This window comes from Gordonia phthalatica (genome assembly GCF_001305675.1).
GTDB classification, from domain to species: domain Bacteria; phylum Actinomycetota; class Actinomycetes; order Mycobacteriales; family Mycobacteriaceae; genus Gordonia; species Gordonia phthalatica.
In genome coordinates this window covers 4046624-4071217 of sequence record NZ_CP011853.1, presented here as the reverse complement: position 1 = coordinate 4071217, position 24594 = coordinate 4046624, and the positions used below count along the sequence as shown (strand labels likewise).

Here is a 24594-nt window from a genome sequence, read left to right as displayed (position 1 = left end):
ATCAGTGGTTGGCCCCGCCGTCACCGCGGGAGCCGTAGTCCACCGAGCCCTGCACGAAGCCGGTGTCGGCGTTGAAGCTGTTGACGTCGGTGGCGGGCTTGGTCTCGGAGGCCAACTGCCCACCGAGGAAGACGGCGCCGATGCCGATGAGGACGCCGGCGACCCCGGCCAGGGCACCGTAGAGGAGACGTTCACGCAGCATTGCCCCAAACTACCATCCTCGTCGCCCCGGTCGCGGCCGTGAAAGCGGCGGGGTGGCATGGAACACTGGGGTGATGCGTGCCCTCACATCTCAGTCCTCGCGCCGGGCCCGCGGCGGTCGCGCAGTTCTCGCTGTCGCCGCGGTGGCCGGCCTCTTCGTCACCACCGCGTGCTCGGACGCCCCGGTCGAGAACACCGCCGCGTCGACGTCGACCTCTGCCTCCACGTCGAAGGCGACGTCGACGACGTCGTCCGCGGTCAGCAGTTCGGCGAAGCCCGCCGCGTGCGGTGCGGAGGAGCTCAAGGCCATGACGATGCGCGACAAGTTGGCGCAGATGCTGGTGGTGGGTGTCACCGGGGCAGCCGATGCGAAGCAGGTGGTGCAGCAGGAGCACATCGGCGGCATCTTCATCGGCAGCTGGAGTGATCTGTCGATGCTCACCGACGGCTCCACCGCGAAGCTTGCCAAGAGCCGGAAGATTCCGCTGATGGTGACCGTCGACCAGGAGGGCGGCCGCGTCAGCAGGCTCAAGAGCCTGGGCATCGACATGCCGTCGGCGCGGGAGCTGGCGCAGACCAAGACGCCGCAGCAGGTCCGGCAGATCGCGAAGGAGGCCGGGCGGAAGATGTCGAAGCTCGGCATCACCGTCGACTTCGCGCCGTCTGCCGACGTCAGCGACGAGCCCGCCGACGCCGTGATCGGCGACCGCTCGTACTCCAACGATCCGAAGGTCGTCACCGAGTACGCGGGTGCGTTCGCCAAGGGCCTCGAGGACGCCGGGGTGATGCCCGTCTTCAAACACTTCCCGGGGCACGGCCACGGGTCGGGCGACTCGCACCTCGGCGCCGTCGTCACGCCGCCGCTCGCGCAGATGCAGCAGATCGACCTGGTGCCCTTCCGCGAACTGCTCCGCGCACCCGGGAACGCGGGCGTCATGGTGGGCCACTTGATCGTCCCCGGCCTCACCGGACCGCAGACGCCTGCCAGCATCAGCCCCGCAGCCATCGGCATGCTGCGCAGCGGTAAGAAGTACGACGCCCCCGGGTTCAACGGGGTCGTCTTCACTGACGATCTGTCCGGGATGAAGGCGATCACCGACAAGTACTCGATCGACCAGGCCGTGCTCAAGGCGATCAAGGCGGGTGCCGACGTCGGCCTCTGGCTCACCACCGATCAGGTCGGCTCGGTGCTCGACACCCTCGAGAAGGCGGTGAAGGACGGCAAGCTCTCCGCCGAGCGCGTCGACCGGTCCGTCGTGCGGATCCTGAAGTCGAAGGGCGTGCTGAAGTGCGACTGACTATTACTTACCGGGTGGTAAGTTAAGCGGTATGGCAAGCGGAACGAAGAGACTGCCGCGCGCGGTGCGGGAGCAGCAGATGCTCGACGCCGCCATCGCGGCCTTCTCGGCCAACGGCTACGCCGACACGTCGATGGACGCGATCGCCGCCGAGGCGAAGATCTCCAAGCCGATGCTGTACCTCTACTACGGTTCCAAGGACGAGCTGTTCAGCGCGTGCATCGCCCGCGAGTCCGGGCGCTTCATGGACGCGATGTCGGACGGCTTCGATCCCACGATGCGGCAGAAGGACCAGGCTCGGATCCTGGTCCGCGAGTTCCTGCGGTTCGTGTACACGAACGCCGAGTCGTGGCGTCTGCTGTACCGGGTCGCGATGGGCTCGGCGGCGTTCGCGCACATCGTCTCCGACAGCCGCAAGAGCATCACCGCCATGATCACCGACCTGATCCGTCGCGGTACGACGACCGGCGGCAGCGACGTCGATTTCGAGGTCACCGCGGTCGCCCTCGTCGGCGCGGGCGAGGCCGTCGCGGACCGCATCGCCGACGGCGACATCGACCTGGAACGCGCCACCGACCTGCTCCTCGGCATCACCTGGCGCGGCCTCCGCGGCGTCGGCGAGGGGGCGGACGTCGGGGACGAGGCGTAGCGGGTTTCGACTCGCACCCCCTGGCTCACCCGGCCAGATGCCGCACCAGGAACTCGTCGGCTGCGGCGCCCGCGGACGCGGGCACTCCCGTGTGACCGCCCATGTTGGCGGTGAGCGTCTTCTCCGTCGATGCGAAGGCGTCGAACAGGTCGAGAGCGGCCTGGCGGTCGTTGTGCTCGTCGTCCCACTGCAGCAGCGCGTGCAGCGGGATCGTCACGTCACGGGCCTCGACGAACGTCGACTGCGGGATGACGCTCCCCGCGAAGAGGACCGCAGCCCGGATCCGCGGCTCGGTGACCGCCACCCGCACGGCGAGCGCGATCATTCCACCTGCGTATCCGGCGATGCCGTTGCACTCCGGCAGGTCGAGGAGCTCGTCGAGCAGAGCGCTGCACTCCGGGGCTGCCGCGTCCACCAGCGGAAGGACCAACTGGTCGGTGATGTCGGCGGTGATGGGCTTGTCGGTGGCGAATGCGTGGCGGAGTCGGGCGCCGGCCTCCTCCACCGCGGGGAGCCGTGGCCGCTCGCCCGCCCCGGGGAGTTCGAGGGTCGCGGTCGCGTACCCGCTGCGCGCCGCGGCATGAGCGCGCGCAGCCAGTCGCGGATGCATCGCCTGCATGCCGATACCGCCGGGTTGACCGGCGATGACCAGGGGAACGGGATTCGACGGCGACGCGCACGCCGGCGTCCACAGGATGCCGGGGACGTCGTTGAGGTGGAAGCGGCGAGCCACCGAAACAGGGTCGAGTGCTCGCTGATCGCGGTGCGGACCCTCGCGGCAGCCAATGTCTCCTCCTGACTCTCCGAGGCTTCGACCGTTATGTCAGATTCAGGTCCGTACGCACCCGTCGCGTGCTGGAATCCCCCGCAGACGAGCGTCGAGCCAGGTCAACGCGCCGGGGAATCCTGCGAGCTCACCGATGACGTGTTCCCCCGGGACCGCGTGGAATGAGGCGTTCACGCCGAGGCGGCACTGCTCGTGGAACAGGTTGCGGGCGCCGGCGACGGGAATCCAGAACTCGGACGCGCCCTGGTAGATGTACAGCGGGACCGGGGACTTCGCATCAGCCATCTTCGTGACCCGATAGATCTTCTCAGCGACCGGCGAGTGGAATGGGTCGGGATCGTTCGACATCAGCTGCATCGGTAGGAAGCTGCCGCCGAGGACCGCCATCGGCAGCGTGCAGACGTCTTTCAGCGGCGACGTCGCCATCCACTGGGCGAGGTGGTTGGCCATGGTGAGGATCTCCGGCCGTTCGCGGGAGATGCCGAACGTCGCACCGTGGAACAGGCCGGTCGCCAGATTGGCGTTCATGCTGCCGACGAGCATCCGGAAGTCGGCGGGGACTCCGCCCATGGCTGCGCCGACCACCCGATCCACGAGCTCGGGGGCGTAGCCGCTCATCAACTTGGTGGCGCCGTTGGTGGCGATCGCGCCACCGGAGTAGCCGACCATCGCGATCTTCGACGCGCCGAACCGGGGACGATCGAGCCGAGCGGCGGCGCGGAGCGCGTCCAGGATCACGTGGCCCGCGGTCGTCGGCTCGGCGTACGCCATCCGCGGCCCCTCGTGATCGGGGACGATCACCGTGTAGCCGCGCGCCAAGGCCAACTGGGTGGTCGGCGGGAAGAAATTCGTCAGGCTCGAGTCCTTGTCGAAGCCGTGCGCCAGCGTGTAACCGGGCGTGCACGTGGTGCCGAGCGAGTTGATCGCGAGGTTGTTCACCAGGATCGGTCTCGGTCCCCGGACCGGTGCCTTCGCTCGTGGTTCCAGGATCGTCGCCGTCCCGAACGACGGGAGGCCCAGAGCGTCGCGCGAGGCGAACTTCATCAGGCGGGCCCGCGTGATCGGGGCGGTGACCAGCGGTGCGGCGGTTGCGGTCACGTCGCGCACCGTGATCAGCGTTCCGGGTGCCATGGTCTTCAGGTTCGGCGACCAGCGGTCGAACAGCGGGTCGCCGCTCGGCGACGGCAGCGCCGCGGCACGCAGTTGGAGGGTCGCCTTCGTGACGCCCGGTGCCTGTGCGCGCTGTGGGATCACCCGCGGTCGCGGGTAGGGAGGCGCCGGGATCGCGTCGTCGATGGCCTTCGGGATCTGCGGCGGCACCGCCATCATGTTCGGCGGCTCCCACCCCCTGGCGGGGGCGGCGTCGGCCAGGCCCGGAACCGCGAGCAGGACGACGACAACGACTGTGACGGCTGTCTTGACGGACCAGCGAACCCCCATGTCTGGAGATTAAACGGACATCGGGCCCGATCGGGGCGTAATGCGCCGAATCCCGCTCATCGCACAGCGATGAGCGGGATTCGAACGAGGTGGCGGACCTCAGTCGCGGGGACGCAGCGTCCCGGTGACGTGCGGGTATCCCTTGTGTCGGTTGAGCATGGACACGTCGAAGCCGCCGTCGACGGGGGTGGTGTAGGTGTTCACCTTGGCGGGCAACAGGACCGGCTTGCCGAAGCGGACCGAGTACACCACGGCATCGGGAAGCTGGGCCTCCACGTTGTCGAGGAGTGCGGCGGCACTCCACATGCCGTGCGCGATGGCCCGCGGGAAGCCGAACGCCTTCGCGGTCAGATCGGCCATGTGGATCGGATTCCGGTCGCCCGAGGCGTCCGCGTACTGGCGGATCAGACTCAGGTCCACGCTGAGGACGCGGCCGGGCGGCGGAGGAGTCGCGTCCTTCGGTGCCGGGCCGCGCTCCCCGTCGGAGAGGCTGGTGCGCTGCTGCTTCAGGAACGTGCCGGTCTGCACGGCCACCAGCTCGCGGCCGACGCGGAACTCGGAGATCACGTCGACGACCATGCCTTTGCGGTGTTCACGCAGGTTCTCCGCGTGCGCGGAGATGGTGAGCGGCTCGTCGACGCCGATCGCGCGCAGGCGCTCGATCTTGTTCTCCAGGTGCACCGAGCCGACGGCGCCGAACGGGAAGTCCGACGACACCATGATGCTCATCGCCAGGGGGAACTGCAGGACGAACAGGAACGGCAGCGGCACCGTGGTGCCGAACTGCAATCCGGTGGTCCGGCAGTAGTCCTTGAGCTGCGACTGGTCGATCCGCAGGTTCTCGATGCGGTAGACGGTGTCCGGGAGCGTCGCCGTCGGGCTGACGCGGGCGGGCTTCCCGATCACCGGCAGCATCGCGGCCACGGCCTTCGGGTACAGCTGCCCGGCGCCCGGCAGGGACGTCAGAGTGACTGTCTTGGTCATCGCGGAACCCGACTCAGGCGCCGAGCAGGCTCTGGCCGCAGACGCGGACCACGTTGCCGGTGACCGCATTGCTCGCCGGGTTGGCGAAGTACGCGACGGTCTCGGCGACGTCGACGGTCTGGCCGCCCTGCTGCAGCGAGTTCATGCGACGGCCGACCTCGCGGGTGGCGAGCGGGATGGCGGCGGTCATCGCGGTCTCGATGAAGCCCGGCGCCACCGCGTTGATGGTGATGCCCTCCTTGGCGAGGATCGGCGCGTAGGTGTCGACCAAGCCGATGACGCCGGCCTTCGAGGCGCCGTAGTTGGTCTGACCGCGGTTGCCCGCGATGCCCGCGATCGACGAGACGTCGACGACGGCGCCGCCCGCACGGAGCGCCTTGCGCTCGACGAGTTCGTTGACCAGGGTCTGCGGTGCGATCAGGTTGACGCTGATGACCGAGTTCCAGCGACCCGCATCCATGTTGGCGAGCAGCTTGTCGCGGGTGATGCCCGCGTTGTTGACGATGATGTCCAGGCCACCGTGGCGCTCCAAGACGTGCTCGGCGATCTTCTCGCCGGCGTCCGCCGCCGTCACGTCGAGGGGCAGCGCGGTTCCGCCCACCTTGTTCGCGGTCTCGCTCAGGGCCTCGCCCGCAGCCGGGATGTCGGCGGCGATGACGTGGGCGCCGTCGCGCGCCAGGACCTCGGCGATGGTGGCGCCGATGCCGCGGGCGGCACCGGTGACCAGGGCGACCTTGCCTGCGAGCGGCTTGTCCCAGCTCTCGACGGAGGCGGCCTCGGCGTCACCGACGCGAATCACTTGGGCGTCGACGTAGGTCGACTTCGCCGACAGCAGGAAGCGCAGCGTCGACTCGAGGCCGGAGACGCCCGTCTTCGCCTCCGGCGAGACGTAGACCAGCTGTGCGGTGGCACCGTTGCGGAGCTCCTTGCCCAGCGACCGGGTGAAGCCCTCCAGGGCGCGCTGTGCGACGTGCTCGTCGGCGGCCTCGGTCAGCTCGGGCGTGGTGCCGAGGACGACGAAGCGCGCCGAGTTGCCGGCTGAACGCATGGTCGGAGTGAAGAACTCGAAGAGCTGCTCCAGCTCGGCGGGCTTGGTGATGCCGGTCGCGTCGAAGACGACGGCGCCGAGCTTGTCGGCGCTGCGGCCATCGGTGTTGTTCTCGACGAGCGTGTAGTCTTCCCCGGCGGTCAGGATCTCGCGCACCGGCTCCACCAGGCGACCGGAGCCGCCGAGCAGGACGGGGCCGGCGAGGGCCGGCTGCGACGCCGAGTAGCGGCGCAGGGTGGGCGGCTGCGGGAGGCCGACGCGAGCTGCGATGAACGCACCCGGGCCGCTGTTGACGATGGACGAATACAGGTCGGTGTTGCCTGCCACGACGATCTCCTTAGAAGTCTGTGAACGAATCCGGTGCCCTGAAACTGCGAGAACCTTCTCTGCCGACGACCCTATTCGGGTGCTGCGGGGAAGCAGTAGTCGCGACGGCTGTGACATGTCCCGCACGTTCAGGAGTCGACAACGAACTTACTCGGGAGTAAGAATACTCACAAGGTCGACCTCGTTCGACGTCCAGAGAACCCCATTTGAGGAGTGAGCTTCGTGGCCTCGTACACCCCCCGCAAGCCGGAAACCCGCCAGCAGCGCCCGGTCGCCATCCTCGGCGGCAACCGCATCCCCTTCGCCCGACAGGACCGCGCCTATGCGACGGCCAGCAACCAGGAGATGTTCACCTCCGCACTCCAGGGACTCGTCAGCCGATTCAACCTGCAGGGTGAGCGCCTCGGCATGGTCGCAGGCGGTGCCGTCCTCAAGCACTCGCGCGACTTCAACCTGATCCGCGAGTGCGTCCTCGGCTCGTCGCTGTCCCACTACACCCCGGGCCTCGACGTCCAGCAGGCGTGCGGCACCGGCCTGCAGGCCATCCAGATCGTCTCCGACGGCATCGCGAGCGGCCGCTACGACGTCGCCGTCGGCGGCGGCGTCGACACCACCTCCGACGCCCCGATCGGCGTCTCGGAGGGCATGCGCCGCCAGATGCTCGAGGTGAACCGAGCCAAGAGCACCGCCGACCAGATCAAGGCGGCCCTCGGCCTCGCCACCAAGCTCGGCATCGAGATCCCGCGCAACGGCGAGCCTCGCACCGGCCTGTCGATGGGCGATCACGCCGCCATCACCGCCAAAGAGTTCGGCATCGGCCGCGCCGAGCAGGACGAACTCGCCGCCGCCAGCCACAACAAGATGGCCGCCGCCTACGACCGCGGCTTCTTCGACGACCTCATTACCCCGTTCATGGGTCTGACCCGCGACGAGAACCTTCGCCCGGGCTCCACCGTCGAGAAGCTGTCGACCCTGAAGCCGGTGTTCGGCGTGGACCTGGGCGACGCCACCATGACCGCGGGCAACTCCACACCGCTGAGCGACGGCGCGTCCACCGTGCTGCTCTCGACCGACGAGTGGGCCGCCGAGAAGAACCTCCCGGTCCAGGCCTACCTGGTCGATACCGAGACCGCCGCCGTCGACTACGTCAACGGCCCCGACGGCCTCCTGATGGCGCCGACCTACGCCGTCCCGCGCCTGCTGGAGCGCAACGGCCTCACCCTGCAGGACTTCGACTTCTACGAGATCCACGAGGCCTTCGCCTCCGTCGTCCTCTGCCACATGCAGGCGTGGGAGTCCGAGGAGTACTGCACCGAGCGTCTCGGCCTCAAGAAGGCACTCGGCTCCATCGACCGCAGCAAGCTGAACGTCAACGGCTCGTCGCTGGCCGCGGGCCATCCGTTCGCCGCCACCGGCGGTCGCATCATCGCGCAGGCGGCCAAGCAGATCAACGCCAACGGCGGCGGTCGTGCGCTGGTATCTATCTGCGCCGCGGGCGGCCAGGGCGTCACCGCGATCGTCGAGGGCTGATCGTAGCGATCGGATCTTCCGGGCAGGCCCCGGTCGGTGGGATTCATCTCCCGCTGACCGGGGCCTTTCCGATCGATCTCAGCGGCGAACCAAAAACTTTTCGTCGACGTGTAACGATCGAGAACGTCCGAGCTATATAGGTGATAGCTCCGGCTGAACCGCCAGACCCCCGACCCGGCGGTTCAGCCGGAGTCCTGTTTTAGGGATACGATCCAACCGTTGTGACTTCTTCCGCTGACACCCCCGGCCGCCGCAGGTGGATTGTGCGTGGACTGATCGGCGGACTCCTGCTGGTCGGCATCGCCTTCGGTGTCGATGCGATCGTCACTCACGGGCACACCGCGCGCGGCGCGCAGATCGCCGAGTTCGACGTCGGCGACCTCGACGCAGCCGATGCCCGCGCCGTCCTGGTGAAGCTGACCACCGCGTCGCACGGTCCGATCTCCGTCCGGACCGAGTCGGGATCGGCGAAGCTCGACCCCGCCGCGCTCGGTGCCGGGTTCGACGTCGAGGCCACCCTCCAGCGGCTCATGGACCAGCCGAAGAATCCGTGGGACCGGTTCCTCGGCATGATCGGCGTCTCGCACTCGGTCTCGCCGGTGGTGAACATCGACGACGCCAAATTCAACGAGGAACTCGACAAGCACAAGGGCGAACTCGAGAAGGCGGCCGTCGAGGGCGGCGTCCACTTCGACGGCGTCCGCGCCGTCGGCGACTTCCCGTCGCAGGGCATGCGCATCGACCGCGCCGCGGCCAAGACCTCCCTCACCGAGCACTGGCTCAGCGGACACACCGTCGATTTGGCGATGGAGCCCTTCTCGCCGACGGTCTCCGCGCAGACGGTGCAGGCCGCGCTCGACGGGCCCGCGAAGAACGTGACCGCGTCGAACATCGTGCTGGCCGGCCGCGGAGAGAAACTCACCCTGACCCCGCGCGAGGTGGGGTCGCTCGTCACCTTCGTGCCCGACGGACGCGGCGGACTGGCTCCGCATGTGACGTCGAAGAACGCCAAGAAGGTCCTCGGCGAGCGCGCCGCCTCCACCGAGTCCGCACCGGTGGACGCGACCTTCAGTCTCAGCGGCGGTGCCCCGTCCGTGGTGCCGTCGACCGACGGAGCCAAGGTGGACTGGCGGCGCACGGCCGACACCATCGGTGCGCTGTCCATCGAACCCGACAAGCGCGAGGCCAAGGTGACCTACAAGATCACCAAGCCGAAGCTCGACACCAAGGGTGCCCGCAAACTCGGGGTCAAGGAGGTGGTCTCCGAGTTCACCACCGGTGGTTTCAGCGGGCCGTCCGGTGAGAACATTCGACTGGTCGCACAGGAGGTCAACGGCGCCGTCGTGCTGCCGGGCGAGACCTTCTCCCTCAACGGCTACACCGGCACCCGTGGAACCGCGCAGGGCTACGTCGAGTCCGGGATCATCGACCACGGGCGGCCGTCGAAGGCCGTCGGCGGCGGCATCTCGCAGTTCGCCACCACCCTTTACAACGCGGCCTACTTCGCCGGGCTGGAGGACGCCGGCCACACCGAGCACGCGTACTACATCTCCCGCTACCCGGAGGCGCGCGAGGCGACGGTGTTCGAGGGGCTGATCGACCTCCAGTTCACCAACAACACCCCGTACGGCATCGTCATCGACACGTCGTGGAGCCCGTCGGACATCACCGTCCGGATGTGGAGCACCAAGACGGTCGAGGTGGAGTCCATCACCGGCCCCCGCACCGATCCGACGTCGCCGACCACCATCGACGTCCCTGCGGGCGACGACTGCGTGCCGGCCAGCGGAATCCCCGGCTTCACCGCGTCCAACACACGGATCATCCGCAGCCTCAAGACCGGCGCCGAGATCAGCAGGCACACGCGGACCGTTCGCTACGCGCCGGAACCGATTGTCCGCTGCCGCTGACGGAACCGATTGTCCGCTGCCGCTGACGGGGCCGATCGTGCGCTGCCGCTGACCGGCTGCCGCCGGCGAAACTGGAACATGTTCCAGCCCCGGACATGTGCGCTCGGTCACGGGACGATAAGCTCCGCAGCATGGATATCAATGGAGCAAGTGCAATCGTGACCGGCGGCGCGTCGGGCATCGGTGCGGCCTCGGCTCGCCGACTCGCCGCACGAGGCGCCAAGGTCGTCATCGCCGACCTCAAGGCCGAAGACGGCGAGGCGCTCGCCAAGGAGATCGGCGGCGCCTTCGTTGCCGTCGACGTCACCGACACCGCGCAGATCGAGGCCGCCGTCAACAAGGCCGTCGAACTCGGCCCGCTGAAGGCAGTCGTCAACTCCGCCGGCATCGGCTGGGCGCAGCGCACCATCGGCAAGGACGGCGAGTTCGCCTCCGCGCACAACCTGGACCTGTACAAGAAGGTCATCGCGATCAACCTGATCGGCACCTTCGACAGCGTCCGCCTGTCCGCCACCGCCATGAGCCGCAACGAGCCGAACGAGAACGGCGAGCGCGGTGCCATCGTCAACCTGGCGTCCGTCGCCGCGTTCGACGGCCAGATCGGTCAGGCCGCCTACTCGTCGTCGAAGGGCGGCGTCGTCGGCATGACCCTCCCGGTGGCCCGCGATCTCTCGGCCGTCGGCGTGCGCGTCAACTGCATCGCCCCCGGCCTGATCGACACCCCGATCTACGGCTCCGGTCCCGAATCCGACGCGTTCAAGGCCAACCTCGGCTCCAACGTCCTCTTCCCGAAGCGTCTCGGCGTGCCCGACGAACTCGCCTCGATGGTCGAGGAGCTGATCACCAACTCGTACATGAACGCCGAGGTCGTCCGCGTCGACGGCGGCATCCGGATGCCTCCGAAGTAGCACCGGACTCTCGACGATCTGATCTTCTGCCGTTGATCGGGCCCCGCAGCGGGGCCCGATCAACGGCAGAAGTGCTTTCGGGTGCTCACGCCGGCCGATCCACCCGGAGTCCCGCTTCGAAGAGATCTGCGACACGGCGCAACGCCGCCGAATCCAGCTGCCAGCGTCCGGACGGGCTGCCGGCGAAGGTCATCACGGCACCGAAGGTCGCTCCGACGGCGGCCTCCAGGGCCGCGGTGTCGACCGGACCCGTCGCCCGTCGGGTGACCGACTCGACGAATGCCGCGAGCATCTTCTCCTGGTAGGTCACCTGCGCGGCGCGCAGCCCGGGGGAGGAGTAGACGAGTCGCGCGCGCTCGGTCTCGGTGCTCCGCGTGGGCTCGTCGAGTGAGTCGAAGAGGTCGGCGGCGCGACGCAGGATCTGCGCGGGAACGTTGCCCGACGGATCGATCGGTTCGGTGTCGGCAAGGAACAGCGGGTCGTAATCGTCCTCGAGGATCAACGCCTCCTTGGTCGCGAAGTACCGGAAGAAGGTCGCGGGGGAGACGTCGGCGGCCGCCGCGATCTGTGAGGTGGTCGTGGCGTCGTATCCGTGTTCGGCGAAGAGGTCGAACGCCGCCTTACGCAGGGCGACCCGGGTCGCGAGCTTCTTGCGCTCCCGCAATCCCATCGGTTGCTCCGTCGTCGTTGGATTCGCTTCGTCCATGGCCCGATTGTGCCGGAAGCAGCAGACAGAGCAGCGTCAACCCGCATCCGATGCCGACGCCGACCCATCCGGCCGCGGACACGCCGCGGAGGAACGCCGAGGTGATCGGTTCGACCAGATCGGGTGCACCGGACTGGGCGGCGGCCACCCCGGCGACACCGTTGTCGCGGACCGCGTCCGCGACCCCGTGCGGCAGGGCGCTGAGACGGAGGCCGTCGATCCCGGTCTGGTACGCCACGGAGCTCACCGACCCGATGATCGCGACGCCGAGTGCGGTGCCGATCTGCCGCAGAGACTGCAGCACGGCCGAGCCGGAACCCGCGTCGGCGCCCACCACTTCGCCGACGGCCAGGTCCATCGACAACGGAATCAGTCCACCCATGCCGACTCCGGTCAAAACCATCACCGCGGCGAAGACTCCGTATCCGCCGGTGGTCAGCAGTGCCTGCAGCAACGCACCCACCCCGATCAGCAGGCCCGATGCGAGGCCCGCTGCGCGCTGTCCGAGCCGGGAGGCGACCGGTTCCACGAGGCGGGTGCCGACGATCAGCCCGCCGATCACCGGAAGCAGCCGCAGGCCGACGCCGAGGGAGTCGGCGTCGAAGGCGACCGCGAACAACTGGCTGTACTGAAACGTGATGCCGCCGAGCAACAGCATCGCCGCCGACACCAGGGCGGTGCCGAGCAGGAAGCTGCGACTCGCGAGGAGCTCCGGGCGGAACAGCGGGTGCGCGGCCGTGCGGATCCGCCGGACCAGGGCGGTGAGCAGGCCGAGTGCTGCGACCGTGCCGATCAGGAATCGAGGCGACAGCCAGCCGGCGTCTCCCGCCGAGGTGAACGCATAGACCAGGCCGCCGAAGGCCGCAGTCGAAACAACGGCCGAGACCACATCGATCGGCCCGGTGGCGAGCGACTCCCGGGGTTCGGGAATCAGCACGCGTGCGGAGACGGCGGCGACGACGGCGAACGGGACGCCGATCAGGAACGCTGATCCCCACCAGAAGTGCTGCAGGAGCAACCCGCCGAAGATCGGGCCGATGGGCACGCCTGCCGCCGCTGCCGCCATCCAGATCCCCAACGCGCGCCGACGTTCGTCCGGGTCCGGGAACAGGCTCGGGAGGACGCCCATCGACAGCGGCGTGATGGCAGCGGCGGCGACGCCGAGGAGCATGCGTCCGGCGATCAACCACGACACCGTCGGACTCAGTGCGCAGAACACCGAGGCCGCAGCGAACCCGAGCAGGGACCAGCTCAGCAGTCGCACGCGACCGATGCGGTCGCCGACCGCGCCGAGGGGAATCATCAAGGCGCCCAACGCGAGCGGATAGACCATCGTGATCCACTGCAGGTCGCCGGTGGTGGCGTTCAGGTCGCGTGCCAGTTCGGGCAATGCCACCATCAGCACCATCATGTCCAAGCCGATGACCAGCATGACGACCGAGAGGACGCCCAGCGACAGCCAGGGGCGTGAAGTGCGAACCATGACTGACCCTTAAGGTGAGAGAATCTATTATTTGATAGTGACGCTCATATTTACAGAGTCAATGGGCGGTCGGAATCCTCGGTGTCGCCACCGTCGCGCCCTCGCTCGATATGCTTCGGGCATGCGAAATCTGGTGCTGTCGGTGATCGGTGACGACCGTCCGGGCCTGGTGTCGGCGTTGGCCGACGCGGTCGCGGCGGGCGGCGGGAACTGGGAGCGCAGTCAGCTTGCGCAACTGGCCGGAAAGTTCGCGGGCATCGTCGTCGTCGCGGTGCCGGACGAGCGCGCGGAGGCTCTCATCGCTGCTGTCACCGGGCTCGACGGACTGCTCGAGGTGGCCGTGCACAGCGGTGGCGACGGTGCTGCGCGCGACGGCGAATGGCACTCGCTGACCATCGGTGTTCTCGGCAACGACCGTGCCGGCATCGTCCACGAACTCTCCGCCGCGTTGAGTGCGAGCGGCGTGACCATCGAGAAGATGACGACCGGCACCCGAGAGGCTCCGATGGCCGGAGGCATGCTCTTCGAGGCGCAGATGGACGTGTTGGTGCCGCCGACCGCGGATGCGGCCACGATCCGCGCCGACCTGGAGCGGATCGCGGAAGAGCTGCTCGTCGACCTGGGCATCGAGGGCGAGTAGTCCGGAGCGGTCGGACGAGCGCTCGCTACGATCGAACCATGACCGACGGCGACCCGCGCCCGCTCACGCTGGGCGAACTCATCCGCACCCAGCGCGAGATGGCGGCGATGCCGATGCGCAGACTCGCCGAGATGGTCGGCATCTCCAACCCCTACCTGTCGCAGATCGAGCGCAACCTGCGCGAGCCCAGTGAGCGGGTGCTGGAGGCGATCGCCGAGAACCTCAAGCTGTCGGCCGACGTGCTCGCCGAGTCCACGCGGACCTCGGATCCCGAAGGGCAGCCCGAGGTGATTGCGGCGATCCGCCGCGATCCCGACCTCACGCGCGCGCAGCGGGCGGCGCTGGAAGAGATGTACGAGACCTTCAAGGATGTCACCGTCAGCAACCGGCGGCGCGGTACGCACGGCTGATCCGGTCGGGAGAACGACGACGGCGCGAACCCGGAAGGATCCGGATCCGCGCCGTCGTGGCGTCGGGGGTTCGCGATTACGCGAAGACCGAGCGTGCAGCCGAGACGCCGGCGGCATTCAGGTCGGAGAACAGCTTGACCTGGGCGGCCACCAGGCCGTTGGCACCGGCGAAGCCAGTCGACTCGACGAGCTTCTCCTGGAAGTCGAGGACGGTGGTGACCGACTTCTCGTAGACGTCGATCGAGGCGAGCGCCGACTGCTTGGCGGCGGTGAGCAGCGACGCCTGGACGTCGTTGAACTGCTTGGTGGAATCGTCGAAGGCCTTGGCGACGTTGGTGGCGATGTTCTCGGTCATGATTGCTCCTTGCGGTGTCTCGATGCGGTCGGGGTCCGCGTCGTTGATTAACAAGTTAGCATGATGATTGCTAACTAGTCATGGTGACGGTTCTCACAGGGGTGATCGAGTGGTGAAAGGCGATGGGCGGACCCTCTGAATGGGGGAACGGCCGTCGATATAGTGTCGTCCACTTGGGCGCAATTCGTGCTTCTGACCTGGTCGTGACCATTCTGTGCTGTGGCGCGAGGGAATCGTGAGAATAGGGTCGGAAGCGTGTTCGGAGCGATTCCGGACTGTTCCTCGGCAGTTCGACTGGGGGCGTTCCTTACTCTGATGGGAGTCTGTTTTGTCTAAACGTCGTTGTGCTGCGATCGCCGCCGCGGTCGCCATCGCCGCCAGTGTCGCACCGGCCACCGCCACCGCCGCACCGGCTCTGCCCGGCCCGCTGGCCGGCTTCGCCGACGTGATCGGCATCCACAGCAACCCGGCCAACAAGACCGCCGGTTGCCAGGTCGACTGGAACTCGTCGGCCACCAAGACTCAGTCCGGCACCGAGGTCAAGAACGAGATCACCAGCGGTGTCTCGCCGGCTCGCGGCGACAACGGTGTGACCGAGGTTCAGTTGTGGGGGAACTCCATGACCTCGATGACGTGGCGCACCGTGGTGGCCACCGACAATGAGATCGCCAACTACAAGCTGGTCGTGAAGCTGCCTGCCGGCTACGCCTACAACGCGACGATCAAGGCGAGCACGGACAACTGGTTCGGCGTCGACCAGCTCGACAACCGCAAGGCGCCGGTCAAGTGGACAAAGGCTGTCGGCCCTGAGGGGCTCCATCAGGCCTGGAGCGACAACGGCACCACGCTGACCGTCACCACCGTCAAGGGTGACCTCGGTGCGCTCAACCGCTTCGTCATCGAGTTCACGGCGACCTCTACCGCGACGCCTCCCACCTCGCTGACCACCACCGCCCGTTCCACCGGTGTCCTCACCAAGTGCGGCGGCAACGGCAGCCTCGGCGGCCTCTGATCCGCATCTGAACGCCTATTCGGCCCCGGCGATCAACGTCGCCGGGGCCGAACGGTGTACTGCGCAGGGAATCCAGCGCGTCAGGAGCCGACGTAGGTTCCGGGCGCGGGAGTGATCGGGGCGTGCGTGTCGCTGCCCATCGCGGGCGGAGCCTGCATCTCGCCGGAGCGCGCACCGAACCACAGCACCCAGTCGTCCCACCACGAGGTGGCGGTGACGGTGGCCGATTTCCGCCACGTCGTCGCGTCCGCGGGCAGGTCCGGCGCAGGCGCGTCGGGGGCGCCGATCGCCTCGGTCCAGGTCTTCTTGCTCGGCGGGCTGACGATGCCTGCGATGTGGCCGCCGTTCGAGAGGACGTACCGAGCGCTCTTCCCGAACATCCGGGCGCCGGCGTACGACGTCGTCCACGGAACGATGTGATCCCGCTCCGCCCCGACGATGTACACGTCTCCCTGGAAGTTCTTCAGATCGACGGCGACGCCGCACATCTCCAGCTCGCCCTTGGCCAGCTGATTCTCGTTGTAGAGCTTGCGGAGATACTGGCTGTGCATCGCCGCGGGCATCCGAGTGGCGTCCTCGTTCCAGACCAGCAGGTCGAACGCCGGGGGCGCCTCGCCGAGCATCCAGCGCGAGATCCAGTAGCTGAAGATCAGGTCGTTGGCGCGGAGCGAGTCGAAGGTCATCGCCATGTCCTCGCCGTCCAGGTACCCCTTCTTGGCCATCAGGCTTTCGAGGCGCCGGAGAGTCGCATCGTCGGTGAGCCCGCCCAGGTCGCCGGTCTCGGAGTAGTCGAGGATGGTGTTGATCAGGGTGAGGTCGCCGATCCGATCGTCACCGGTCCCCGCGGCGATGGCGGTCATGGCACCGCCGAGGCAGACGGCGACGACGTCGACCTTCGGCGCGTCGGTGATCTCCTGAATCACGTCGATCGCGGAACGGATCCCGAGCTCGAGGTAGTCGTCGAACGCCAACGATCTCATCGTCGAATCGGGGTTCCGGTACGAGATCGCGAACACGGTCCGTCCGTGCTGGACGGCCCACTCGATGAGACTGCGGTCGGGTGCCAGATCCATGATGTAGAACTTGTTGATCCACGGGGGACTCGCGAGCAGCGGCGTCGCGTGGACCTCGTCGGTCTGGGGTGCGTACTGGATGAGCTCGATGAGGTCGTTGCGGTAGACCACCTGGCCTTCGGTGGCCGCCATGTTCTTGCCGAGCGTGAAAGCGTCCGTGTCGACGCGCAGGGGGCGGCCCTTGCGATGGATCGCGTCGGACAGCGCGTAGCGCGCACCGCGGGCGAGCGACTTGCCACCGGTGCTGATCGCCTTGGCGAGCACGGTCGGATTGGTCAGCGCGGAATTGCTCGGCGACAGCACGTCGGCGCACAGTTCGACGAAGGTGCGGGCCTTGACGAGGTCGAGGGGTTCCGCCTCCGAGGCATTGACGAGATCGAGCGCAAACGAGCGGGCCGCGCAGTAGGTCTGCCAGATCGCGAAGTAGCCGGGATTCTCTCGCCAAGCGCTGTCTGAGAAGCGACGGTCCTTGGCGTGTTCGGGGTCGATCTCGACGTCTCCGAGGCCGAATGCGACCCGGGTCGAGTCGACCGGGATGGTGGCCATTCGATTCGTGAATCGAGTTGTGGCATGTGCGATTCCGCGAGGATTCGCGGCGAGTTTGGATGCGGTCTTAACGGTGGATCCGAGATATCCGACGGGATCGATCTCTGCTGCGATGCGAGTGGTGAGGGCGTTGCTCATGGGGTTTTCAGTGCTCTTCGTGACGATGTTCTGGTGAGGGAAAATTCGAGTATCCGGTGATCAGGCGATGTCGCCGAGGTAGCGGATGATCATTTCGCAGACGCATACCGGGCGCTCGACGCCTTCGATCGTGAAGGTCAGGCCGACGGTCAGCTGCCAGCCGTTCTTGATGGCGTCCACGGCGACGACGTGCGCCTCGGCTCCGACCTCGGAGTCCACCGGGACCGGTGCGGGGAATCGCACCTTGTTCAGGCCGTAGTTGATGACCTGCGTGGCGTCGTCGACCTGGAGCAGATCCCAGAACAGCGGTACCGCGAGTGAGAGGGTGAGGTAACCGTGGGCGATCGTGCCGCCGAACGGGCCGGTGGCCGCACGTTCGGTGTCGACGTGAATCCACTGGTGGTCGCCGGTGGCGTCGGCGAAGGTGTCGATCTGCTGCTGGGTGATCCGGATGCGCTTGGACGTCCCCAGATGTCGTCCTACGAGGGAGGGTAGGTCTGCGATGCCGATCGTTCGGGTCGATTCGGGCGTCGAGAGGGAATGGGTCACCATTGTCCTATCACTGAATAGGCCTCATCCCGCTGAGTGGGAAGGCCTGCGTCGTACATTTGATCGCCGGAATTTCGTGGGTCGGCCACGGTGACATGAAACGTGGAAGCGTTTGTGTCGAATAGGCCTCTGTCGATGTGGGAGGTAGGGGCCTATTTCTTATTCCGACTGATTCAAGACTAAGTTCGGAAAACCGTGCTGACAAATAGTTGTGAGCTATCTGACCGGATACTGGAAAGTAACGTTTGTGCAGGTGATAGGGCTGCGACGAGAAGATCTGGCGCTACTCATCAGTAGTGAATAGTGGCAATATGTGAAAGCTGTTGACAGGGCGAACTTCTGCGCGAATCGGGGTGTTCGGTTCGTCGGCGAACGGCGGGGTGCCGGGTCAGCCGAGGACGTCGGACTCCACGATCGCCGCCTGTCGCGTCCCGCGAACGCCGAGCACGGCCGCTGCGAGGCATGCCAGGGCGACGGCCACCGCGAACCACGGGAAGATGGTCGCCGTGCCGTAGGTGGAGGCCAGCGCGCCGGCCACGACGGTCGGCACGCCCATCGCGAAGTAGCCGAGCAGGTAGTAGGCGCTCATCACGCGGCCGCGGGCATCGGGCGGGGCGACGTCGTTGAGGTGCCGCAGCGATCCGCCGAAGGCGAGGCCGAACACTGCGCCGAGAGCGATCGAGTCGAGGATGACGAAGGCGGTGGAGCCGACGTTCAGCGCCCAGATGGCGCACAGCAGCGCGACGACCATTCCGACATCGCCGATGATCGCGGCGCGACGCGGCTCCAGCCGTCCGCCGACCCACTGCGAGACCGCTGCGGCCGCCGCCATCAGGCCCACCACCAGACCGACGAAGATCACCGACTCATGGCCGGTCGCATGCTGGGTCAGCGCGGGGTAGAGGCTCAGGAAGACGCCGAGGACCGACCACGCGGTCATGATGCCGATGCCGGAGAACCAGAAGTCCGAGCGGATCTCCTGGGGGATGGTCGGCGCCTGCAGTCGGATCCGGCCGCCGGTCCGCCCGGTGTGCGGTTCCACCAGGGCGATCACCGCGACGAGCATCACGACCACCACGCCGGCGACGATCGCGTACGGGATCCGCAGTGGGTTCGACGCCCACTGCGCGGCCGCCGCGGCGCCGATCACGGTGATCGTGATGCCGACGTTCAAGGCGACGCCACTGGCCACGCCGTTGCGTGCCCCGGCGAAGGGGCGCACGTCGAGGAGGGCCGCACCCGCGGTCACGGTGATCGTGCCTATGGCCATGCCGTGCAGGAATCGGGCGATGATCAGCACCCAGGCGCTGTTCGCGACCAGGAACAGCACGAGGCCCGACAGGATCAGGACCAGTGCGGTGATGAGAACCGGCTTGCGGCCGAGAGCGTCGGAGATCGGTCCCACCGTCAGGGCGGCGCCCAGTGCGCCGATCGCGTAGACGGCGAAGACGACGGTGATCGTCAGCGGGCTCATGTCCCACTCCGCCTGGTAGATCGGGTACAGCGGCGAGGGTAGGCCCGAGCAGCCCAGCGCGAGGGCGAGCAGGGCCAGCAGCAGGGGGAAGGCCCACCGCTGCGGATGGACGGTGCGGGTCGAGTGCTCCTCGGCGACGGCTTCGATGACCATGGCGTCCTCGGGTATGTTTGATGATAATCGAACTGTTCCGACAGTAGTCGACTGTTCGACAATCATCAAACTATCGCTGCCCGGGAGTGATCGACATGACCCAGACCGACACCGTCGCCGATCTGCAGTCGGTGCTGAGCGCGCTCGCCGACCCGGTCCGCCTCGAGATGGTCCGACGGCTCGCAGGCGCCACCGAACCGCTGGCGTGCACCGCGCTGTACGAGACCGTCACCAAGGCGACGGCCAGCCATCACTTCAAGATCCTGCGTGAAGCGGGACTGGTCGAGCGGATCGCCGAGGGGCAGTGCGCCCGCTACGACCTCCGGTCCGACGCCGTCGACGACGCGTACCCGGGCCTGCTGCCGTCGGTGCTGGCCGCGGCGAACAAATAGGCGGAGGGAGAGGCCCGAACGCGAGAACCCCGCCGGTCGCCCGGCGGGGTTCTCTACTTCAGATCAGCTGGTGAGGGCTGAATCGGAATGCGTCTGGATCAGAACGCGGCTTCGTCGAGCTCCATGATCTCCCTCTCGACGAAGTCGCTAGTTCCGAAGCGTCTTTTCAGATCAGAATGCGGCTTCGTCGAGCTCCATGATCTCCCTCTCGACGAAGTCGCTAGTTCCGAAGCGTCTTTTCAGATCAGAACGCGGCTTCGTCGAGCTCCATGATCTCATTGTCGACGTTGTTCTGGATGACGGTGCGGACCGAGGTCAGCAGCGGCAGCATGTTCTTCGCGAAGAAGGTGCCGGTGGCGACCTTGCCCTCGTAGAAGGCCTTGTCGTCGCCGGTGGCGCCGGCGTCCAGAGCAGCCTGCGCGACGACGGCCTGGCGCAGCAGCAGCCAGCCGATGACGAGGTCGCCGACGGCCATCAGGAAGCGGACCGAGGAGGTGCCGATCAGGTACAGCTTCTTCGGATCCTCCTGGGCGCCCATCAGCCAGCCGGTGAGCTGGGCGGCCATGGCCTGGACGTCCTCGTTGGCGGTCTTCAGCAGCGCGCGCTCAGCGTCGAAGCCCTGGCCGTTGTCGATGAAGTCCTGGATCTGGCCGGCGACGTGGCCCAGAGCCTGGCCCTTGTCGCGGATGATCTTGCGGAAGAAGAAGTCCTGCGCCTGGATGGCGGTGGTGCCCTCGTACAGCGAGTCGATCTTGGAGTCGCGGATGTACTGCTCGATCGGGTAGTCCTGCAGGAAGCCGGAGCCGCCCAGGGTCTGCAGCGACTCGGTGAGCTTCTCGTAGGCGCGCTCGGAGCCGACGCCCTTGACGATCGGGAGAAGCAGGTCGTTGACCTTGTGCGCCAGCTCGGCGTCGGCGCCGGAGACGATCTTCGCGGCGGCGGCGTCCTGGTGCGACGCGGTGTACAGGTACACGGCGCGCAGACCCTCGGCGTAGGCCTTCTGGGTCAGCAGGGCGCGACGGACGTCCGGGTGGTGGGTGATGGTGACGCGCGGGGCGGCCTTGTCCATCATCTGGGTCAGGTCGGCGCCCTGGACACGCTGCTTGGCGTATTCGAGAGCGTTCAGGTAGCCGGTCGACAGGGTCGAGATGGCCTTGGTGCCGACCATCATGCGAGCGTGCTCGATGACGTCGAACATCTGGGCGATGCCGGAGTGGACCTCGCCGACGAGCCAGCCCTTGGCCGGGGTGCCGTGCAGGCCGAAGCTGACCTCACAGGTGGCCGAGGCCTTGATGCCCATCTTGTGCTCGACGCCGGTGACGAACGCGCCGTTGCGGTCCTGCAGCTCGCCGGTCTCGTGGTCGAAGTGGAACTTGGGGACGAAGAACAGCGAGAGGCCCTTGGTGCCCGGTCCGGCGCCCTCGGGGCGAGCCAGGACCAGGTGGAAGATGTTCTCGGTCATGTCCTGATCGGCCGAGGTGATGAAGCGCTTCACGCCCTCGATGTGCCAGGTGCCGTCTTCCTGCTTGACGGCCTTGGTGGTGCCTGCGCCCACGTCGGAGCCGGCGTCCGGCTCGGTGAGGACCATGGTGGCGCCCCAGCCGCGCTCGGCGCAGATGGCGGCCCACTTCTTCTGCTCGTCGGTGCCGTTGTCGTAGAAGATGTTCGAGAAGCCCGAACCGGCGGCGTACATGAAGATCGGCGGGTTGGCGCCGAGGATCATCTCGCCGAGCGCCCAGTACAGCGAGCGGGGGGCGGGCAGGCCGCCGAGCTCCTCGTCGACGCCGACCTTGTCCCAGCCGGCGTCGATGAAGGCGTTGTAGCTCTTCTTGAAGCCCTCGGGGATGGTGACGGTGTGGTTCTCCGGATCGAAGACCGGCGGGTTGCGGTCGGTGTCGGTGAACGACTCGGCGATGGGGCCCTCGGCGAGGGTGCGGACCTCACGGAGCATATCGACGGCGGTCTCATGGTCGAGGTCGCCGAACTCTCCGGTCTCGAGCACCTTGTCGAGCTCGTACATCTCGAAGAGGTTGAAGTGCAGGTCGCGCAGGTTGGACTTGTAATGGCCCATGGTTTTCCTTACTCGCTGTATGTGGAGATCGTTGTCCGGTCAAGTGCTCCGGCGGCTGACACGGAGCTATGTTACTTGCCGGTAACTATAGCTAGAGTACCGGCCTCATGCGTCGGGAACAATATGCTGTCGTGTGGTCCCGCTAACAAATGCAAGCGGGACGCGCTGGTCAGTGCGACCGCAGGTACTCCAGGTCCGCGGCGATCCCGTCGGCAGGCGTCTCCAGCACCCCGGGGGCGTCGGCCGTCTTCATCAGTTCGGCGAGCACATCGGCGTCGATCTGCCCGGACTCCAGGTTCGCGTGGCGGTCTCGACCGGAGTCGAACTCGTCGCGCGAATTGTTCAGGTGGATCAGGTCGATCCGGCCGGTGATGGCCTTGATCCGCTCGACGAGCCCCACCAGATCCTCACCGCCCGCCCACGCGTGACAGGTGTCCAGGCAGAAGCCGGCCTGCGGGTAGTCGCCGACCGCGTCCCACAGGCGCTCGATCGACTCCAGGGTTCGGGCCATCGCGTGGTTCCCGCCCGCGGTGTTCTCGATCAGGATCGGGACGCCAAAGCCGCCCTTGTCCTCCTGCCGCTGGAACAGTTTCCGCCAGTTCTCGAAGCCCTCCGCGGCGTCCTCACCGTCCTTCAGATGTCCGCCGTGGACCACGAGGCCGATGGCGCCCAACTCGGCGGCGGCCTTCGCCTGCTCCTCGACCGCCTTGCGCGAGGGCATCCGCAACCGGTTGTTCAGACTCGCCACGTTGATCTGGTAGCTGGAGTGCACGACGACGTCGATCGGCGACTCCCGGATCTCCGCGGCGTGGGGGTGCGGCTGCGGCTTCTTCCAACTCTGGGGATCGGCGACGAACATCTGAAAGATGTCGATGCCGAGATCCTCGGCGGTGGCGATGGGATTCTCGTCCTGGCGTAGATGGGCTCCGACACGCATGCCCCAACCCTATCGTGATCGCCGCGCTGAACCGCCTGGTCGGAGTTGATTGTTCACAGGAAACCGGAAGGTGCATTCCGGTGAATCGGAGGTGAACTCCTACTAGGGTCTGGTGGTGCGGTCGGCTTCTGCCGGGCGGGAACGGGAGGACGCCTCGTGAGTCTGAACACGACGGATTCGACGTCGTCGAGCGACCCGGAGATCGACCGGCCCGAACCCGAGGAATCCGCCGCACCGCACGACGACAGGCCTGCCGAACCGGTGATCGAGGTCGTCGAGGAGAAGGTCCGCGACTACCGGCTCATCCGCCGGATCCTGCTGACGCTCTGGGCGGTCTCGCTGGGTATCTACTTCTGGAACCAGGGCATCGCCGCCGACCGGACCAGCCTCATCTTCTTCCTGGCGTTCGGCATGGCCGCCGCGACAGTCGGCCGTCGTCGGGTCATCACGATCCTCATCGACTGGCTGCCGTTCGTCCTGATCCTGATGCTCTACGACTGGACGCGGAACGTCGCGGTCTGGCTCGACATGCCGACCCACTGGACCCTCGCCCCCGACGTCGATCACCTGATGTTCGGCGTCAACCCGACGGTCTGGCTGCAGTCGCACCTGAAGCAGGCGAGTCCACCCTGGTGGGAGGTCGTCACCAGCGTCGTCTACATGTCGTACTTCATCGTCCCGTACGCCACCGCCGCCGTGCTGTGGGTGCGCGACCGCGCCGTCTGGCGCCGCTTCGCCGCGTGCTTCATCGCGGTCAGCTTCCTCGGCCTCGTCGGCTACACGCTGGTTCCCGCCGCACCGCCGTGGGCGGCGTCCAAGTGCACCGCCGCGCAGGTCGCCGACCATCCGCACGACCCGCCGTGCATGTACAACCCGTACGGCGTCGTCGACGACAACCTGCTCGGGCAGGTGGAACCCGAACACCCGGGCGCAGAGCCCTACGTGGAGCGGATCTCCAGCCGCGGATGGGGCGTCCTGCACCTCGATATGGTGCTGCGGGCCATCCGCTTCGGTCAGACCAAATCGAATCTCGTCGCCGCCATCCCCTCGCTGCACGCGGGTCTCACCGCGCTGCTCGCGCTGTTCATGTGGCCGCGGACCCGGTGGCTCGGCAAGACGCTGTTCACCGCGTACGCCGTCGTCATGGCCTTCGCGCTGGTCTACACGGCCGAACACTACGTCTTCGACGTCCTCCTCGGCTGGGGACTGGCCGCCCTCGTCTACGCGACCTATCGCATCGTCGACAAGCGGTACATCCTGCCGCGGAATGCGCGACGCGACGCGGAACGGGAAGCGGCCGCCGCGGTCAGCGCGGATCGAACGCAGGCTCCGTCTCGATCGTGATCGGCACGCCCGCAGCGATCAGGAGACGGCACTGCGCCTCGCTGTCCGGATAGAGGTTCAGCCACTCGTGGCCGCTGCTGCCGCTGGCGTAGACCTTCTTCAAGGTGCGGTCCAGCCGCGCCTCGGTCTCGCGCGTGATGATGAAACGGCGGTCGCCGTACCTGAGATATCTGTTCGTCACCCGTACCTCCGACGTCGAGCCCTCTGAGCCCGAACCGTACCGCCCGCG

General features: G+C 67.3%; 25 protein-coding genes. 10 read left to right on the top strand and 15 right to left on the bottom strand.

The genetic code is table 11. The features are described 5' to 3' along the window. Position 1 precedes the first annotated feature (1 nt). Both ACH46_RS19155 and ACH46_RS22010 read right to left on the bottom strand, forming a co-directional pair. Entirely contained in the window at positions 2 to 202 is a 201-nt protein-coding gene (locus ACH46_RS19155) for a DUF2613 domain-containing protein (protein WP_062394376.1), read from the bottom strand. A 90-nt stretch (positions 203 to 292) separates the two neighbouring features. Next, positions 293 to 505 (bottom strand): hypothetical protein, encoded by a 213-nt coding sequence (locus ACH46_RS22010; protein ID WP_157851099.1) that lies wholly within the window; start codon positions 503 to 505, stop codon positions 293 to 295. A 4-nt stretch (positions 506 to 509) separates the two neighbouring features. On the opposite strand from ACH46_RS22010, the gene ACH46_RS19150 reads away from it, so the two are divergent. After that, complete coding sequence (locus ACH46_RS19150; RefSeq protein WP_062395650.1) at positions 510 to 1499, top strand: glycoside hydrolase family 3 N-terminal domain-containing protein; 990 nt, start codon at positions 510 to 512, stop codon at positions 1497 to 1499. Between the two features lie 31 nt (positions 1500 to 1530). Further along, entirely contained in the window at positions 1531 to 2148 is a 618-nt protein-coding gene (locus tag ACH46_RS19145) for a TetR/AcrR family transcriptional regulator (RefSeq protein ID WP_062394374.1), read from the top strand. Between the two features lie 25 nt (positions 2149 to 2173). Here ACH46_RS19145 and ACH46_RS19140 read toward each other — a convergent pair whose 3' ends face one another. The 4 genes from ACH46_RS19140 to ACH46_RS19125 form a co-directional block, all read right to left on the bottom strand. Next, positions 2174 to 2881 carry a dienelactone hydrolase family protein gene (locus tag ACH46_RS19140; RefSeq protein ID WP_226995688.1) on the bottom strand — a complete coding sequence of 236 codons (708 nt, stop codon included), beginning with the start codon at positions 2879 to 2881 and terminating at the stop codon, positions 2174 to 2176. A 96-nt stretch (positions 2882 to 2977) separates the two neighbouring features. Further along, the gene (locus tag ACH46_RS19135) at positions 2978 to 4375 is read right to left on the bottom strand and encodes a lipase family protein (protein WP_226995687.1); all 1398 of its coding nucleotides are present in this window, start codon (positions 4373 to 4375) and stop codon (positions 2978 to 2980) included. A 99-nt stretch (positions 4376 to 4474) separates the two neighbouring features. Next, positions 4475 to 5359: a MaoC/PaaZ C-terminal domain-containing protein gene (locus ACH46_RS19130; protein WP_062394371.1), complete on the bottom strand. Its 885-nt coding sequence runs from the start codon at positions 5357 to 5359 to the stop codon at positions 4475 to 4477. 13 nt (positions 5360 to 5372) lie between these two features. Next, the gene (locus ACH46_RS19125) at positions 5373 to 6740 is read right to left on the bottom strand and encodes a 3-oxoacyl-ACP reductase (protein WP_193392995.1); all 1368 of its coding nucleotides are present in this window, start codon (positions 6738 to 6740) and stop codon (positions 5373 to 5375) included. Between the two features lie 216 nt (positions 6741 to 6956). On the opposite strand from ACH46_RS19125, the gene ACH46_RS19120 reads away from it, so the two are divergent. From ACH46_RS19120 to ACH46_RS19110, 3 genes are all read left to right on the top strand, one after another. Continuing rightward, positions 6957 to 8264 (top strand): acetyl-CoA C-acetyltransferase, encoded by a 1308-nt coding sequence (locus tag ACH46_RS19120; protein WP_062395647.1) that lies wholly within the window; start codon positions 6957 to 6959, stop codon positions 8262 to 8264. Between the two features lie 221 nt (positions 8265 to 8485). Then, positions 8486 to 10174 carry a VanW family protein gene (locus tag ACH46_RS19115; RefSeq protein ID WP_062394367.1) on the top strand — a complete coding sequence of 563 codons (1689 nt, stop codon included), beginning with the start codon at positions 8486 to 8488 and terminating at the stop codon, positions 10172 to 10174. Between the two features lie 131 nt (positions 10175 to 10305). Then, positions 10306 to 11082: an SDR family NAD(P)-dependent oxidoreductase gene (locus tag ACH46_RS19110; RefSeq protein ID WP_062394365.1), complete on the top strand. Its 777-nt coding sequence runs from the start codon at positions 10306 to 10308 to the stop codon at positions 11080 to 11082. Positions 11083 to 11167: 85 nt separating this feature from the next. Here ACH46_RS19110 and ACH46_RS19105 read toward each other — a convergent pair whose 3' ends face one another. Both ACH46_RS19105 and ACH46_RS19100 read right to left on the bottom strand, forming a co-directional pair. Continuing rightward, positions 11168 to 11752, bottom strand: coding sequence for a TetR/AcrR family transcriptional regulator (locus ACH46_RS19105; protein WP_062394364.1), 585 nt, complete (start codon positions 11750 to 11752; stop codon positions 11168 to 11170). Continuing rightward, complete coding sequence (locus ACH46_RS19100) at positions 11703 to 13271, bottom strand: MFS transporter (RefSeq protein ID WP_062394362.1); 1569 nt, start codon at positions 13269 to 13271, stop codon at positions 11703 to 11705. The genes ACH46_RS19105 and ACH46_RS19100 overlap by 50 nt, the downstream gene beginning before the upstream one ends. A 121-nt stretch (positions 13272 to 13392) precedes the next feature. On the opposite strand from ACH46_RS19100, the gene ACH46_RS19095 reads away from it, so the two are divergent. Then, positions 13393 to 13911, top strand: coding sequence for a glycine cleavage system transcriptional repressor (locus ACH46_RS19095; RefSeq protein ID WP_062394357.1), 519 nt, complete (start codon positions 13393 to 13395; stop codon positions 13909 to 13911). A 38-nt stretch (positions 13912 to 13949) separates the two neighbouring features. Next, a complete protein-coding gene (locus ACH46_RS19090) occupies positions 13950 to 14321 on the top strand; it encodes a helix-turn-helix domain-containing protein (protein WP_062394355.1) in 372 nt (123 codons plus the stop codon). A gap of 76 nt (positions 14322 to 14397) precedes the next feature. On the opposite strand, the gene ACH46_RS19085 is transcribed toward ACH46_RS19090, so the two are convergent. Beyond that, positions 14398 to 14676, bottom strand: a complete 279-nt coding sequence (locus tag ACH46_RS19085) for a hypothetical protein (RefSeq protein WP_062394354.1) — start codon at positions 14674 to 14676, stop codon at positions 14398 to 14400. A gap of 328 nt (positions 14677 to 15004) precedes the next feature. Here ACH46_RS19085 and ACH46_RS19080 point away from each other — a divergent pair, with 328 nt between their 5' ends. After that, on the top strand, positions 15005 to 15688 hold the full coding sequence (locus ACH46_RS19080) for a hypothetical protein (RefSeq protein WP_062394353.1): 684 nt from the start codon (positions 15005 to 15007) through the stop codon (positions 15686 to 15688). Positions 15689 to 15768: 80 nt separating this feature from the next. Here ACH46_RS19080 and ACH46_RS19075 read toward each other — a convergent pair whose 3' ends face one another. The 3 genes from ACH46_RS19075 to ACH46_RS19065 all read right to left on the bottom strand — a co-directional run bounded on the left by ACH46_RS19075 (position 15769) and on the right by ACH46_RS19065 (position 19621). After that, positions 15769 to 17307, bottom strand: coding sequence for a PHA/PHB synthase family protein (locus ACH46_RS19075; RefSeq protein WP_226995686.1), 1539 nt, complete (start codon positions 17305 to 17307; stop codon positions 15769 to 15771). 198 nt (positions 17308 to 17505) lie between these two features. Beyond that, on the bottom strand, positions 17506 to 17997 hold the full coding sequence (locus tag ACH46_RS19070) for a MaoC family dehydratase (protein WP_062394349.1): 492 nt from the start codon (positions 17995 to 17997) through the stop codon (positions 17506 to 17508). 385 nt (positions 17998 to 18382) lie between these two features. Further along, positions 18383 to 19621: an MFS transporter gene (locus ACH46_RS19065; protein WP_062394348.1), complete on the bottom strand. Its 1239-nt coding sequence runs from the start codon at positions 19619 to 19621 to the stop codon at positions 18383 to 18385. A gap of 95 nt (positions 19622 to 19716) precedes the next feature. Here ACH46_RS19065 and ACH46_RS19060 point away from each other — a divergent pair, with 95 nt between their 5' ends. Further along, the gene (locus ACH46_RS19060) at positions 19717 to 20013 is read left to right on the top strand and encodes an ArsR/SmtB family transcription factor (protein ID WP_062395646.1); all 297 of its coding nucleotides are present in this window, start codon (positions 19717 to 19719) and stop codon (positions 20011 to 20013) included. 244 nt (positions 20014 to 20257) lie between these two features. Here the strand turns inward: ACH46_RS19060 and ACH46_RS19055 are convergent, their stop codons facing one another. Together ACH46_RS19055 and ACH46_RS19050 are read right to left on the bottom strand one after the other, a co-directional pair. After that, positions 20258 to 22084: an acyl-CoA dehydrogenase gene (locus tag ACH46_RS19055; protein ID WP_062394346.1), complete on the bottom strand. Its 1827-nt coding sequence runs from the start codon at positions 22082 to 22084 to the stop codon at positions 20258 to 20260. A gap of 169 nt (positions 22085 to 22253) precedes the next feature. Continuing rightward, the gene (locus ACH46_RS19050) at positions 22254 to 23021 is read right to left on the bottom strand and encodes a deoxyribonuclease IV (RefSeq protein WP_062394345.1); all 768 of its coding nucleotides are present in this window, start codon (positions 23019 to 23021) and stop codon (positions 22254 to 22256) included. A gap of 162 nt (positions 23022 to 23183) precedes the next feature. Here ACH46_RS19050 and ACH46_RS19045 point away from each other — a divergent pair, with 162 nt between their 5' ends. Continuing rightward, positions 23184 to 24365 (top strand): phosphatase PAP2 family protein, encoded by a 1182-nt coding sequence (locus ACH46_RS19045; RefSeq protein ID WP_417935308.1) that lies wholly within the window; start codon positions 23184 to 23186, stop codon positions 24363 to 24365. Here the strand turns inward: ACH46_RS19045 and ACH46_RS19040 are convergent. Further along, complete coding sequence (locus ACH46_RS19040; protein WP_062394341.1) at positions 24328 to 24546, bottom strand: hypothetical protein; 219 nt, start codon at positions 24544 to 24546, stop codon at positions 24328 to 24330. The two genes, ACH46_RS19045 and ACH46_RS19040, sit on opposite strands and share 38 nt — an antisense overlap. Positions 24547 to 24594 lie beyond the last annotated feature (48 nt).